The organism is Variovorax sp. Varisp53 (genome assembly GCF_059491555.1).
In genome coordinates this window covers 1121601-1135197 of sequence record NZ_CP168512.1, presented here as the reverse complement: position 1 = coordinate 1135197, position 13597 = coordinate 1121601, and the positions used below count along the sequence as shown (strand labels likewise).

17 protein-coding genes are annotated in these 13597 nt (G+C 66.7%); 2 read left to right on the top strand and 15 right to left on the bottom strand.

Annotated elements, in window-relative coordinates; translation table 11 throughout:
• Nucleotides 1-20: 20 nt before the first annotated feature.
• Genes ACEOAB_RS05080 through ACEOAB_RS05055 form a run of 6 tightly spaced genes read right to left on the bottom strand, consistent with a single transcriptional unit; the run spans nucleotide 21 to nucleotide 3234 of the window.
• A complete protein-coding gene (locus tag ACEOAB_RS05080) occupies nucleotides 21-380 on the bottom strand; it encodes a histidine triad nucleotide-binding protein (protein ID WP_056586064.1) in 360 nt (119 codons plus the stop codon).
• Entirely contained in the window at nucleotides 370-759 is a 390-nt protein-coding gene (locus ACEOAB_RS05075) for a DUF4870 family protein (protein ID WP_007835277.1), read from the bottom strand. Before ACEOAB_RS05075 ends, ACEOAB_RS05080 begins: the two co-directional genes overlap by 11 nt.
• A 13-nt stretch (nucleotides 760-772) precedes the next feature.
• On the bottom strand, nucleotides 773-1165 hold the full coding sequence (locus ACEOAB_RS05070) for a phosphoribosyl-ATP diphosphatase (protein WP_413747882.1): 393 nt from the start codon (nucleotides 1163-1165) through the stop codon (nucleotides 773-775).
• Complete coding sequence (hisI, locus tag ACEOAB_RS05065) at nucleotides 1162-1551, bottom strand: phosphoribosyl-AMP cyclohydrolase (protein ID WP_007835273.1); 390 nt, start codon at nucleotides 1549-1551, stop codon at nucleotides 1162-1164. Before hisI ends, ACEOAB_RS05070 begins: the two co-directional genes overlap by 4 nt.
• 41 nt (nucleotides 1552-1592) lie before the next feature.
• Complete coding sequence (gene hisF / locus ACEOAB_RS05060) at nucleotides 1593-2378, bottom strand: imidazole glycerol phosphate synthase subunit HisF (RefSeq protein ID WP_007835271.1); 786 nt, start codon at nucleotides 2376-2378, stop codon at nucleotides 1593-1595.
• A 22-nt stretch (nucleotides 2379-2400) separates the two neighbouring features.
• On the bottom strand, nucleotides 2401-3234 hold the full coding sequence (locus ACEOAB_RS05055; RefSeq protein WP_413747883.1) for a D-hexose-6-phosphate mutarotase: 834 nt from the start codon (nucleotides 3232-3234) through the stop codon (nucleotides 2401-2403).
• 168 nt (nucleotides 3235-3402) lie between these two features.
• Between ACEOAB_RS05055 and ACEOAB_RS05050 the strand changes: the two genes are divergently transcribed.
• Both ACEOAB_RS05050 and ACEOAB_RS05045 read left to right on the top strand, forming a co-directional pair.
• Entirely contained in the window at nucleotides 3403-4707 is a 1305-nt protein-coding gene (locus tag ACEOAB_RS05050; RefSeq protein WP_056586056.1) for a dicarboxylate/amino acid:cation symporter, read from the top strand.
• 8 nt (nucleotides 4708-4715) lie between these two features.
• Complete coding sequence (locus ACEOAB_RS05045) at nucleotides 4716-5636, top strand: amino acid ABC transporter substrate-binding protein (protein ID WP_413747884.1); 921 nt, start codon at nucleotides 4716-4718, stop codon at nucleotides 5634-5636.
• 257 nt (nucleotides 5637-5893) lie between these two features.
• Here the strand turns inward: ACEOAB_RS05045 and hisA are convergent, their stop codons facing one another.
• From hisA to murA, 9 genes are all read right to left on the bottom strand, one after another.
• Nucleotides 5894-6634, bottom strand: coding sequence for a 1-(5-phosphoribosyl)-5-[(5-phosphoribosylamino)methylideneamino]imidazole-4-carboxamide isomerase (gene hisA / locus ACEOAB_RS05040; RefSeq protein ID WP_007835261.1), 741 nt, complete (start codon nucleotides 6632-6634; stop codon nucleotides 5894-5896).
• A gap of 63 nt (nucleotides 6635-6697) precedes the next feature.
• On the bottom strand, nucleotides 6698-7357 hold the full coding sequence (gene hisH, locus ACEOAB_RS05035; RefSeq protein ID WP_413747885.1) for an imidazole glycerol phosphate synthase subunit HisH: 660 nt from the start codon (nucleotides 7355-7357) through the stop codon (nucleotides 6698-6700).
• 19 nt (nucleotides 7358-7376) lie between these two features.
• A complete protein-coding gene (gene hisB / locus ACEOAB_RS05030; RefSeq protein WP_007835258.1) occupies nucleotides 7377-7985 on the bottom strand; it encodes an imidazoleglycerol-phosphate dehydratase HisB in 609 nt (202 codons plus the stop codon).
• Complete coding sequence (gene hisC, locus ACEOAB_RS05025) at nucleotides 7982-9073, bottom strand: histidinol-phosphate transaminase (RefSeq protein ID WP_413747886.1); 1092 nt, start codon at nucleotides 9071-9073, stop codon at nucleotides 7982-7984. The genes hisB and hisC overlap by 4 nt, the downstream gene beginning before the upstream one ends.
• Nucleotides 9070-9417 (bottom strand): hypothetical protein, encoded by a 348-nt coding sequence (locus tag ACEOAB_RS05020; protein ID WP_413747887.1) that lies wholly within the window; start codon nucleotides 9415-9417, stop codon nucleotides 9070-9072. Before ACEOAB_RS05020 ends, hisC begins: the two co-directional genes overlap by 4 nt.
• A gap of 5 nt (nucleotides 9418-9422) precedes the next feature.
• Nucleotides 9423-10256, bottom strand: a complete 834-nt coding sequence (locus ACEOAB_RS05015; RefSeq protein ID WP_495653512.1) for a hypothetical protein — start codon at nucleotides 10254-10256, stop codon at nucleotides 9423-9425.
• 38 nt (nucleotides 10257-10294) lie between these two features.
• Nucleotides 10295-11617, bottom strand: a complete 1323-nt coding sequence (gene hisD, locus ACEOAB_RS05010; protein WP_495653511.1) for a histidinol dehydrogenase — start codon at nucleotides 11615-11617, stop codon at nucleotides 10295-10297.
• 11 nt (nucleotides 11618-11628) lie between these two features.
• Nucleotides 11629-12270: an ATP phosphoribosyltransferase gene (gene hisG, locus ACEOAB_RS05005; RefSeq protein ID WP_413747890.1), complete on the bottom strand. Its 642-nt coding sequence runs from the start codon at nucleotides 12268-12270 to the stop codon at nucleotides 11629-11631.
• A complete protein-coding gene (gene murA / locus ACEOAB_RS05000) occupies nucleotides 12267-13568 on the bottom strand; it encodes a UDP-N-acetylglucosamine 1-carboxyvinyltransferase (RefSeq protein WP_413747891.1) in 1302 nt (433 codons plus the stop codon). Before murA ends, hisG begins: the two co-directional genes overlap by 4 nt.
• Between the last annotated feature and the right edge of the window lie 29 nt (nucleotides 13569-13597).

Below are 13597 nucleotides of genomic sequence, written 5' to 3'. Positions count from 1 at the left end.
ACAGTTTGGACTAATGCCACTCAACCGCGAAGCCACGGGCGGGGGCCACCCATGACATGGACATGGAGATGGTGAACCTCCTGCCCGCCCTCGCTGCCCGTGTTGACGACGACCCGGTAGCCGCCGTCCGGATAGGGCCTGCAGCCCTGCTCCAGCGCCAGCTTGGGCGCCAGGATCATGATCTTGCCCATGAGGGCCGAGTCTTCGGGCGTGAGCTGCGCCATCGAGGCGATGTGCTTCTTGGGCACCAGCATGAAATGCACCGGCGCCCAGGGCGAGATGTCGTGAAAACCGAACAGGTCGTCGTCTTCGTAGACCTTGCGCGAGGGGATCTTGCCTTCGATGATTTTGCAGAAGACGCAGTTCGGGTCAGATGACATCTTTGGGTTCCATGGGACGGCCGTCGTTCATGCGGATCATGCCCTTCACGATCCGGTACAGGAACCACAGCGAGATCAGGCTCCAGGCGATCCAGCCCGGCACGAAGAACAGCAGCCAGAGCCACGAAGTAACGATGTACAGCAGGCCGGCCCACAGCACCGAGCGGATGCGCCAGCTGAAGTGCGAGGCCTGCCAGGTGCCGGCCGCGTCGTCGCGCTTGACGAAGTCGATCACCAGCGCAATCAGCAGCAGCAGCACGGAGGCCTGCGCCCCCGGCACGACGGCGCCGATGGCCACGATCAGGTGCAGGATGTAGCTGACCCAGCCCCAGGTCTTGAGGGAGTCGTCGGGTTCCACGTTCACGATGTCGTTGGCCATGGTCGATGTCCTTTCAATCGTTGGAGGCTTCGGATTCCCGCGCCTGCACCTTGCGCAGCGCCTTTTCCTCGATGCCGCTGGTGCCCTCGCGGCGCTCGAGCTCCGCGGTGACGTCGGCGGGGGAAAAACCGTAGTGCGCCAGCGCCACCATGGTGTGGAACCAGAGGTCGGCCACTTCGTTCACTATTTTGGCGCGGTCGCCGCCGTGGTCGGCGTCCTTGGCCGCCATCACAACCTCGGTGGCTTCCTCGCCGATCTTCTTGAGGAAGGCGTCAGGGCCCTTGTGCAGCAGGCGCGCGACGTAGCTCTTCTCGGGGTCGCCGCCGCGCGCGGGCAGGCGGCTTTCGATGACCGCGGCCAGGCGTGCAAGGGCGTCGGAGGTGCTGTGGTTCACTGTGGCCGTCATTTGTAGATCGACTCCGGGTCTTTCAAGACGGGTTCGACCACGGTCCAGCCGCCGTTCTCGTACTTGCTGAAGAAGCAGCTGTGGCGGCCGGTGTGGCAGGCGATGCCGGGCTCGTGGCCGAGCTGGGTGACCTTGAGGAGCACCACGTCGTTGTCGCAGTCGAGGCGGATCTCGTGCACGGTCTGCACGTGGCCCGATTCCTCGCCCTTGAACCAGAGCTTGTTGCGCGAGCGGCTGAAATACACCGCGCGGCCCAGCTCGGCGGTCTTTTCGAGCGCCTCGCGGTTCATCCAGGCGAACATCAGCACGTCGTTGCTGCCTTGTTCCTGCGCGATCACGGGCACCAGGCCGTTCGCATCCCACTTCACTTCATCGAGCCAATTCATCTCGGTATTGTCGGGGATGGGAAAAGACCCTTGAGGCACGTTCAACGGTCGATCCGCACGGGAATGCCCCGCGCCGCCATGCGGGCTTTGGCCTCGCCCACCGTGTGCTCGCCGTAGTGGAAGATGCTGGCCGCCAGCACCGCGTCGGCGCCGCCGGTCTGGATGCCATCGGCCAGGTCGTCGAGGCTGCCCACGCCGCCCGAGGCGATCACCGGCACGTTGACGGCATTGCTCACGGCGCGGGTCAGCTCCAGGTCGAAGCCGCTCTTGGTGCCGTCGCGGTCCATGCTGGTCAGCAGGATCTCGCCGGCGCCGCGGCGCGCCATCTCGGCTGCCCATTCGACGGCGTCGAGGCCGGTGTTCTTGCGCCCGCCGTGGCTGTACACGTCCCAGCCCGCGCCACGCGTGGCGGCCTCTTCGGGGCTGCGGCGCTTGGCGTCGATAGCGACCACGATGCACTGCGAGCCGTATTTCTGCGAGGCGTCGTTGATCACCTGCGGATCCGAGATCGCGGCCGAGTTGAAGCTGGTCTTGTCGGCGCCCGCGTTGAGCAGCCGGCGCACATCGGCCACGGTGCGCACGCCGCCGCCCACGGTCAGCGGAATGAAGACCTGCGAAGCCACCGCCTCGATGATCGGCAGGATCAGGTCGCGTCCGTCGCTGGTGGCGGTGATGTCGAGGAAGGTGAGTTCGTCGGCGCCCTGCGCGTTGTAGCGCGCGGCGATCTCGACCGGGTCGCCCGCATCGCGCAGTTCGAGGAAGTTGACGCCCTTGACGACGCGGCCGCCGGTGACGTCGAGGCAGGGAATGATGCGTTTGGCAAGCATGAAAAGATGAACCGGTAGGAGATCAGAGAACGCGGAGCTGTTGCCAGCCCTGCCATTGGGCGCCGGGCGCCAGCAGGACGGGCTCGTCGATGCGGGCCGCCTCCACGCAGAGCATGTGGCGGAAGCCGTCTTCGGGCATGTCGGCGAGTTTCGCACCGAGCACGGCGCCGGGGTTCCAGACCACGGTTTCGCTGCAGCTCGCGCTTTGTGCGATTTCGAGCGTGCTGCCGGGCTGCACGAGGCGCAACGGCTTGGCGGGCGCGGCGTAGACGCTGTCGAATTCCGCATCGAAATGCAGCGCCGCGGCGGTTTCCACATGGCGGTCGTCGCGCAGCGAATCCCAGCGGTTGGCGCCCTGCAGGCCTTCAAGGCGCACGTGGGCGATGTCGTCGACGCGCAGATAAGTGTGCAGCGCGGCCGCAAAGGTCCAGGGCGCATGGTCGATGTTGACGAGCGTGAGCGTGGTGCGCAGCCCACCGGCGGACAGGGTCGCCTCCAGCCGTGCCTCAAAAGCGTGCGGCCAGAGCCTGCGGGTGGCTTCGTTGTCGCGCAACATCAACCGCAGCGTCTGCGGCGCGTCGGCGGCCGCTTGCGACCAAGGCAAATTGCGCATGAATCCATGCTTGGGCAGCATGCCGCGCTGGTTGAACTGGGGGCAGCAGATGGGCACGCCACCACGAATGGCGGCCTGCCCGTCGAACACCGCGCGCGGACTCAGATAAAGTCGCTCCACCCCGTTGGCCGTGGCCCACGAGAGCACTTGGGCGCCGTGCAATGCAACGGTCAGGGTGCTTCCATCGGCGCCCGTGGCGCGGATGGCGGGCTGGCCGCGGAACTCGATCAGGCTGGTTTCCATGCCCGGAATTGTAGGCAGCGACCGTGCGGTGGCACGGAATTGGCATCAAGGGCCCATTGCGTGCACGGGGCCTTCTTGGATACCCTGTGGCCGCTTGCATCCGGGGACAGCATGCAAGTCGGCCCCGTGCACTCGAAAATCACTCTCACACGACAAAAGGGGATACGCATGAAGAAGCTGCCGATGGCCGCATGGATCCTGATCGCGATGGTGCTCGGCATCGTCGTCGGCTACATGATCTTCTCGAGCTTTCCGGACAAAAAGGCCGCGAAAGAAATTGCAGACTACGTCTCCATCGTCTCGGACGTGTTCCTGCGCCTGATCAAGATGCTGATCGGCCCGCTGGTGTTCTCCACGCTGGTGGTGGGCATCGCGCACATGGGCGACGCCAAGTCGGTCGGCCGCGTGTTCGGCAAAGCCATCGGCTGGTTCCTGACCGCCTCGCTGATCTCGCTGGTGATCGGCCTGGTCATGGCCAACCTGCTCAAGCCCGGCGAGAACCTGGGCCTGCCGCTGCCCGACATCGGCGCCTCGGCCAACCTGGCCACCGCCAAGTTCACGCTGAAGGACTTCGTGAGCCACACGGTGCCCAAGTCGTTCGTCGAGGCCATGGCGAACAACGAGATCCTGCAGATCGTGGTGTTCTCGATGTTCTTCGGCGTGGCGCTGGCCTCGCTGGGCGACAAGGCCAAGACACTGGTGGCGGCCATCGAGGAACTGTCGCACGCGATGCTCAAGATCACCGGCTACGTGATGAAGCTCGCGCCCCTGGCGGTGCTGGCCGCCATGGCCGCCACGGTGGCCGTCAATGGCCTGAGCATCCTGCTGAAGTTCGCGGTGTTCATGGGCGACTTCTACCTGGGCCTGTTCGTGCTGTGGGGCGTGCTGGTCCTGGCGGGCTTCTCGTTCCTGGGCCCGCGCGTGTTCAAGCTGCTGGTGCTCATCAAGGAAGCCTTCCTGCTGTCGTTCGCCACCGCGAGTTCCGAAGCGGCCTACCCGAAGATCCTGCAGGCGCTCGACCGTTTCGGCGTGAAGCGCAAGATCTCGAGCTTCGTGATGCCGATGGGCTACTCGTTCAACCTCGACGGCTCGATGATGTACTGCACCTTCGCGGTGCTCTTCATCGCCCAGGCCTACAACATCCACATGCCGATCAGCACGCAGATCACGATGCTGCTGATCCTCATGCTCACGTCCAAGGGCATGGCCGGCGTGCCGCGCGCCTCGCTGGTGGTGATTGCCGCCACGCTGAACCACTTCGACATTCCCGAAGCCGGCCTGCTGCTGATTTTGGGCGTGGACACCTTCCTCGACATGGGCCGTTCGGCCACCAACGCGGTGGGCAACTCCATCGCCACCGCGGTGGTCGCCAAGTGGGAGGGCGAACTGATGTCCGAGCGCGATGCCGAGGTCAACGCCCGCGCGATCGACGAAGAGGCGGCGGCCACCCTCGCCCACCCCGCACACGCGTGAGGCGCGCCATGAAGCTCAAGGCCACGCCGTCGGTTTTTCTCGCCGTACTGCTGGCGGCCGCCATGCTCGTGCCGGCAAGGCCGGCACAGGCGCAGGAGCAAGCCCCCGTCGCGCTGACCGGCACTCTTGCCAAGGCGCGCGAAACCGGCGCCATCACCATCGGCTATCGCGAGTCGTCGGTGCCGTTCTCGTACCTCAATGCGCGCAAGGAGCCGATCGGCTATTCGATCGAGCTTTGCCGCGCGCTGGTGACGGCCATCGAGGACGCGGTGAACAAGAGCCTCACCATCAAGTGGGTGCCCGTCACGCCCGACTCGCGCATCGACGCGGTCGCGAGCGGCAAGGTCGACCTGGAATGCGGCTCGACCACCAACAACCTCGAGCGCCAGAAGCGCGTGAGCTTCTCGCCGACGATGTTCGTCTCGGGTACCAAGGTGCTCGTGAAGAAGGGCTCGCCGATCAAGTCGTTCCGCGACCTCGCGGGCAAGAAGGTGGCGGTGACGGCCGGCACCACCAACGAGAAGACGCTGCGCGACCTGTCGGAAAAGTTCAAGCTGAACATCGACCTGCGGGTGGCGCGCGACCACGCGGAGTCGTTCGCGCTGGTGAAGAGCGGCCAGGCCGACGCCTTCGCGACCGACGACGTGCTGCTCTACGGCCTGATCGCACAGGACGCCGCCAAGGGCAACTATGAGGTGGTCGGCGACTTCCTCTCCTACGACCCCTACGGGATCATGTACCGCAAGGACGATCCGCAGCTGAACAAGTTGGTCATCGACACCTTCCAGGTGCTGGCGGAAGACGGCGAGATCCATCGGCAGTACAAGCGCTGGTTCCTGCGCAAGCTGCCTTCGGGGGAGAGCATCAATCTGCCGATGAGCGCACAGCTGGAAACGATCATCCAGACGATGTCGGTGAAGTCCGAATAGCTTCTTTTCGGCGCGCGGCCTGACGTTTTCTTACTCAGCGAACGGTCAGGAGGGTTTCGTCCAATCGCCTGAGAAACCTTGGGAGCATCTCAACGGCATGGCGCCATGAAATTCTTTCTGGAAGCGGTAGCGGTACTCGGACTGGCGATCGTCCTCGCCGGGGTCCTCCTGAGCCTGCTGGCAGGCGATCAAGACCTCGATGAAGCCGAGCCTGAACAGGAACCGGCGCGCCCGCCCAGGGCGGCACCGGCAATGCGTCAGGCCGCCAGTTCGTCCGCGCGGGCCTGCGCGGCGGCGAAGTCGAGGTCGCCCGAGTAGATCGCGCGGCCGCAGATCACACCTTCCACGCCGTCGGACTCGACTTCGCAGAGCTTGTCGATGTCGGCCATGTTCGACAGGCCGCCCGAGGCAATCACGGGGATGGTCAGCGCCTGCGCGAGCTTGACGGTGGCCTCGATGTTGATGCCCGAGAGCATGCCGTCGCGGCCGATGTCGGTGTAGATGATCGACTCGACGCCGTAGTCCTCGAACTTCTTGCCCAGGTCTGCCACCTCGTGGCCCGTGAGCTTGCTCCAGCCGTCGGTGGCGACCTTGCCGTCCTTGGCGTCCAGGCCCACGATGATGTGGCCGCCGAAGGCGCTGCAGGCGTCTTTCAGGAAGCCGGGGTTCTTGACCGCGGCGGTGCCGATGATCACGTAGCGCAGGCCGTCGTCGATGTAGCGCTCGATGGTGTCGAGGTCGCGGATGCCGCCGCCGAGCTGCACCGGAATGTCGTCGCCCACCTCTTTCAGGATCGCCTTGATCGCCGCATGGTTCTGCGGCTTGCCGGCGAAGGCGCCATTCAGATCGACCAGGTGCAGCCGGCGCGCGCCGGCCTCGACCCACTTGCGGGCCATGGCGGCAGGGTCTTCGCTGAAGATGGTGGACTGGTCCATGTCGCCCTGTTTGAGGCGAACGCAGTGGCCGTCTTTGAGATCAATGGCGGGAATGAGGAGCATGGAAGTGACGCGAGTATGCGAGATCCGGGCTGTGGGAGTGTCGGCCCGGTCGGAAAAATAGGTTCAGGGTTTCCAGTGGAGGAAATTGCGATAGAGCTGCAACCCGTGGTCCGCACTCTTCTCCGGGTGGAACTGGGTGGCAAAAATGTTATCGCGTGCGATGGCCGCGGTAAAGCTCGCGCCGTATTCCGCCTCGCCCACGCTGTGTTTGGGGTCCACCGGACAGGCGTAGAAGCTGTGCACGAAGTAAAAATAGCTCAGATCGGGCACGCCCGCCCACACCGGATGCGGCTGGGCCTGGCGCACCTGGTTCCAGCCCATCTGCGGCACCTTGAAGCGGCTGCCGTCGGCCTGCAGGCGCCCGATCAGGTCGAACTTGACGACTTCACCTGGAATGAGGCCCAAGCCGTCGGTCGGGCCTTCGTCGCTGCGCGACAGCATCATCTGCATGCCCACGCACACGCCGAACAGCGGCTTGCTGGCGGCCGCCTCGAGCACCGATTCCTGAAGGCCGGAGTCGCGCAGCTCGCGCATGCAGTCGGGCATGGCGCCCTGCCCCGGCAGCACCACGCGGGTCGCCTTGCGCACCACGTCGGGGTCGGAGGTGACGAACACCTCCACGCCCACCTGGTCGGCCGCATGGCGAACGGCCTGCGACACCGAGTGCAGGTTGCCCATGCCGTAGTCGACGACCGCGACGGTATTTGCTGCTACAGATTTCATAGCTGTTCGCTGGCGGGCTTCAGAGCGAACCCTTGGTCGATGGAATGACCCCGACGGAGCGGGGATCGATTTCGAGCGCGCCGCGCATGGCGCGCGCAAAAGCCTTGAACACCGTCTCGCACTGGTGATGCGCATTGACGCCCTTGAGGTTGTCGATGTGCAGCGAGACGAAGGCGTGGTTCACGAAGCCCTGGAAGAACTCGTAGGTGAGCTGGCTGTCGAAGGTGCCGATCATCCCGCTGGTGAAAGGCACGTGCATCACCAGGCCCGGACGGCCCGAGAAGTCGATGACGACACGGCTCAGCGCCTCGTCGAGCGGCACATAGGCATGGCCGTAGCGGCGGATGCCCTTCTTGTCGCCGACGGCCTTGGCCACGGCCTGGCCCAGCGTGATGCCCACGTCTTCCACCGTGTGGTGCCCGTCGATGTGCAGGTCGCCCTGGCAGTCGATGTCGAGGTCGATCAGCCCGTGGCGGGCGATCTGGTCGAGCATGTGGTCGAAGAAGCCGATGCCGGTGGAAAGCTTGGCGCGGCCGGTGCCGTCGAGGTTCACGCTGACGGTGATCTTCGTCTCGGCGGTGTTGCGGGTGACCGTCGCTGTGCGATCGGCAATCTGGGGGGTGGTCATAGTGAGGCTTCGAGCGCCGCGAGCATCCGCGCATTCTCGTCGGCCGTTCCGACGGTGAGGCGCAGGCAGTTCGCGAGCAGTTCATGCATTTTAGAAACGTTCTTCACCAGAACGCCGCGAGCCTTCATACCCTCAAAAGTCCTGGCGGCATCGGGCACGCGCAGGAGGATCATGTTGGCGTCGCTGGGCCAGGTCTTCACACCGGGCAGGCGGCCGAGCCCCGTGATCAGGCGCTCGCGCTCCTCGCGGATCTGCCGGGCCTGGGCCTCGAACACGTCGGCATGCTCCAGCGCGAACAGCGCGGCCTCGCAGTTGAGCACGCTGATGTTGTAGGGCGGGCGCACCTTGTCGATCTCGGCGACCAGCGCGGCCGGACCCATCATGTAGCCCAGGCGGATGCCGGCCAGCCCGAACTTGCTGAGCGTGCGCATCAGCAGAACGTGGCCGTGCTTCGCCAGCCGGTCGATGTAGCTGCGGGCGGCAAAGGGCTGGTAGGCCTCGTCGATCACCACCAGGCCGCCTTGCGCGCCCTGGGCTTCGACGATCTTCTCGAGGACGGCGTCGTCGCAGAGGTTGGCGGTCGGGTTGTTGGGGTACGCGAGATAGACGATGGCGGGCTTCTCGCGCTCGATGGCGGCCAGCATGGCGGCCTCGTCGAGTTCGAAGTCGGCCGTGAGCGGCACGCCAACGAACTTCAGGCCCTGGAGCTTCGCGCTCATGGCGTACATCACGAAGCCGGGCACGGGCGCCAGCACGGTCGCGCCCGGCAGGTCGCAGGCGATGGCCAGCAGCGAGATCAGTTCGTCCGACCCGTTGCCCAGCATCAGCGCGAAGCCTTCAGGCATTTGCGCATGCGCCGCCAGCGCGCTGCGCAGGTCGGCGCCGCGGTCGCCGGGGTAGCGGTTGAGCGCCAGCGCGCCGAGCCGCTTGCCGAGTTCGGCCTGCAGCGCGGGCGGCAGGCCGAAGGGGTTTTCCATGGCGTCGAGCTTGATGAAGCCGCGCGCGTCCTGCACCGCATAGCCATGCATGGCCCGCACGTCGTGGCGGATGCGGTCGAACGGCGGGCGAGCGGATTCAGGAGCGGTCATCGGGTGCAGTGGTAGCTGTTCTTGAGGGCGCCGGACATGACCAGTTGCACGGGCATGTCGGCTTCGTAACTGTCGGCGTTGCGGGTCAACTCGGTCTGATAGAGCGAACGGGCCATGGAGGGTTCGAGGCGGCGGCCCTCGACGCAGAACAGCGGCTTCTGGCCGTTGCGCTGGGAAGATTCGACACCTTCGCGCAGGCCTTCGAGCACGCCGACCAGGTAGTAGCTGGCGTAGGCCTTGCCCTCCTTCTCGTTGGCCTCGAGCGTGCGCAGCTCGCGGATGCTCATGGCCTGCGCGCCGGCGGCGACGGCGAGTGCGAGCAGCAGGAACGCGGCACGCTTCATCGTCATCACCTGCGGTAGCGCGGCGGCGGCGCGTAGGCGCCGTCGGCCGGGAAGGCGCTGGGCTGCGACGGGTCAGCGCCACGGCGCTGGCGGCGCGGGGCGTCACGCTCTTCGAGCTCGAACAGCGCAGCACCGATCACGCCGACGTTGCGCACGTCGCCGGCTTCGGTGTTCGCAGCGTAGGCGCGGCCGGGCGCTGAAAAACGGAAGGCCGCCACCTCGTTCTGGCTCTTGCGGAAGCCCTCGATGGTCAGCGACTGCAGCGGCCGCAGCACGTAGCCGCCGTTGCGCATGCTGCCGGGCTTGCCGTTGAGCACGTCGAGGCCGTCGACGGTGGCGATCACTTCGTAGCTGCGCTCGCTCAGGTTGCGAAAGCGCAGTGTGTAGCGCGCGCCTTCGACACCGGCGAGACGGAACATGTCCTCCCCGCCGCTGCCCCGGCGGGTGCGCTGCAGGGGCAGCGGACGGCCGTCCTCGTCGAGCACGGACCATTCGACATCGCCGTCGGCCAGCAGCAGGTTCAGCCGCCGCTCGGGATTGCTGCCCACCGCGCGGCGTACGGCGAAGGCTTCGTTGTAGCCCACCGAGGCCACGTCGTCCGGCCGGTCGGACAGGCGCTTGGCGGCGACGGTGCGGGTCTTCGATTCGATGCCCTCGCCCCATTGCGTGCCGAGTTGCGGCGCGGGTGCGGCCGGCGCGGCGGCGCTGGGCATGACGCTGGCGGCGGCCGATTCGCGCGGAGCCTGCGGCATCTGGCTGCAGGCGGCCAGTATCGCGGCCCCCGCGACGGCAGTCGCGGCGAACCTGAAAAGGCGCGAACCGAAGAGACGATCGATCATCTTGCTTGCTCCTCCCGGGGACGGGTTGTTGTTGGAGCTCAGATCTTACGCAGCCGCATGCGGGCGGCCTCGGCGTGCGCCTGCAGGCCCTCGCCCTCGGCCAGCGTGACGGCGACCGGGCCGAGCACCTGGGCGCCGGCCTCGCTGACCTCGATCAGGCTGGAGCGCTTCTGGAAGTCGTAGACGCCCAGCGGGCTCGAGAAGCGCGCCGTGCCGCTGGTCGGCAGCACGGGGTTTGGCCCGGCGCAGTAGTCGCCCAGGCTCTCGCTGGTGAAAGCGCCCAGGAAGATCGCGCCGGCATGGCGCAGCAGCGGCTCCCAGCGGTTCGGTTCGCTGCTGCTGACCTCCAGATGCTCGGGCGCAATGCGGTTGCTGATCTCGCAGGCCTCTTCCATGCTCTTCGTGTGGATCAGCGCGCCGCGGCCGTTGAGCGAGGCCGCGATGATTTCGGCGCGCGGCATGGTGGGCAGCAGGCGATCGATCTCGGCCTGCACGCGGTCGATGTAGGCAGCGTCGGGGCACAGCAGGATGCTCTGCGCCAGCTCGTCGTGCTCGGCCTGGCTGAACAGGTCCATCGCCACCCACTCGGGCGGTGTGGTGCCGTCGGCCAGCACGAGGATTTCGCTCGGGCCCGCGATCATGTCGATGCCCACGGTGCCGAACACGCGGCGCTTGGCTGCGGCCACGTAGGCATTGCCGGGGCCGGTGATCTTGTCGACGGCGGGAACGGTGGCGGTGCCGTAGGCCAGCGCGGCCACGGCTTGTGCGCCGCCGATGGTGAAGGCGCGCGTGACGCCGGCCACGTAGGCGGCGGCCAGCACGAGCTGGTTCTTCTCGCCCTTCGGCGTCGGCACGACCATGATGATTTCGGCGACGCCCGCGACGTGCGCGGGAATGGCGTTCATCAGCACGCTCGACGGATAGGCGGCCTTGCCGCCCGGCACATAGATGCCGACACGGTCGAGCGGCGTGACCTTCTGGCCGAGCAGCGTGCCGTCGGCGTCGCGGTAGCTCCAGCTCTCGCCCGAGGCCTTCTTCTGGGCCTCGTGGTAGCTGCGCACGCGGCGTGGGGCCGCTTCGAGCGCGTCACGCTGCGCGGCGGGCAGCGACTCGAAGGCGGCCTTCAGTTCGGCCTGGGTCAGCTCCAACTCGGACAGCGTCTTCGCGTCGAGCTTGTCGAAGCGATTCGTGTACTCCAGTACCGCAACGTCACCACGCGTTTGAACGTCGGCCAGGATGTCCGCCACCACCTTCTCGATGGCCGCATCCGCGTCCGCGGACCAATGCAGCCGCGCCTTGAATTCAGCGTCGAAGCTGGCTGAAGTCGTGGACAGTCGGGCGGGGGCTGCTTTCAGAGTCATGTGCGTGATGTTCAGGCGGAAGGAATGGCCGACGCGAACGCGTCGATGATGCGGCGGATCGGCTCGCGCTTGAGCTTGAGCGCCGCCTGGTTGACCACCAGCCGGGCGCTGATGTCCATGATGCGTTCGACCTCGACGAGGTGGTTCGCCTTGAGCGTGTTGCCGGTCGAGACCAGGTCGACGATGGCGTCGGCCAGGCCCGTGAGCGGCGCGAGCTCCATGCTGCCGTAGAGCTTGATCAGGTCGACGTGCACGCCCTTGCTGGCGAAGAATTCGCGCGACAGGCCCACGTACTTGGTCGCCACGCGCAGGCGCGAGCCCTGCTTCACGGCCGAGGCGTAGTCGTAGTCGGCGCGCACGGCCACGCTGAGGCGGCAGGCCGCGATGCGCAGATCGAGCGGCTGGTACAGGCCCTGGTTGCCGTGTTCGAGCAGCACGTCGAGCCCGGTCACGCCGAGGTCGGCGCCGCCGTACTGCACGTAGGTGGGTACGTCGGAGGCGCGCACCAGCACCACGCGAACGTCGGGGCGGGTGGTGCCGAGAATGAGCTTGCGCGACTTCTCGGGGTCTTCGGTGACCTCGATGCCGGCGGCCGCCAGCAGGGGCATCGTCTCTTCGAAGATGCGGCCTTTGGAAAGCGCCAAGGTGATCATGCGGCGGCTCCCGTCACGCGTTCGATGTCGGCACCCAGACCGCGCAGCTTGGCCTCCATGCGGTCGTAGCCGCGGTCGAGGTGGTAGATGCGGTCGATCAGGGTTTCGCCCTCGGCCACGAGGCCGGCGATGACCAGGCTGGCCGAAGCGCGCAGGTCGGTGGCCATCACGGTCGCGCCCGAGAGCTGCTGCACGCCTTCGACCATCGCGACCTTGCCTTCGACGTGGATGTTGGCGCCCAGGCGAACCATCTCGTTCACGTGCATGAAGCGGTTCTCGAAGATGGTCTCGGTGACCATCGAGGCGCCGCGCGCGATCACGTTCAGGGCCATGAACTGGGCCTGCATGTCGGTCGGGAAGCCCGGGTATTCGGTGGTGCTGAAGCTCTGTGCCTTCAGGTGTTCGCAGGCCGGGCCCTTGGAGCTGACGCGCACGCCGTCCTTCTCGCAGGCGACGGTGCAGCCCGCATCGCGCAGCTTGTCGATCACGGCGTCCATGTGGTCGCCGCGCGCGTGGCGCAGGAAGGCCTCGCCGCCCGTGGCCGCGACGGCGCACAAGAAAGTGCCGGCCTCGATGCGGTCGGCCACCACGGCGTGTTCGCAGCCGTGCAGCTTCTCGACGCCCTGGACGCGGATGTGGCTGGTGCCGTGGCCTTCGATCTTGGCGCCCATGCGGATCAGCATTTCGGCCAGGTCGACGATCTCGGGCTCCTGCGCGGCGTTCTCGAGCAGCGTTTCGCCCTCGGCCAGCGCGGCGGCCATGAGGAAGTTCTCGGTGCCGGTGACGGTGACCATGTCGGTCAGGATGCGCGCGCCCTTGAGCCGCGTGCGGCCGGCCGGCAGGCTGGCGATCATGTAGCCGTGGTCGACCACGATCTCGGCGCCCATGGCCTGCAATCCCTTGATGTGCTGGTCGACCGGCCGCGAGCCGATGGCGCAGCCGCCGGGCAGCGACACCTTGGCATGGCCGAAGCGCGCCAGCAGCGGGCCCAGGGCCAGCACGGAGGCGCGCATGGTCTTCACCAGCTCATAGGGGGCTTCCGGGTTGTTCAGGTCGCCGGCATTCAGGCGCACCGTGCCGCCGTCCTTCCCATCCTGGCCGCGCTCGGCGGTGACGCCCATGTTGCGCACCAGCTTGAGCATGGTCGACACGTCCTGCAGGCGCGGCACGTTGTGCAGCGTCACGGGCTGGTCGGTCAGCAGCGCCGCGCACAGTTCGGGCAGCGCGGCGTTCTTGGCGCCGGAAATGAGTACTTCGCCGCGGAGCTCTCGCCCGCCGCGAATCAGAAGTTTGTCCATCGAAATTCCAGCGAAATCAGGGGCCCGCG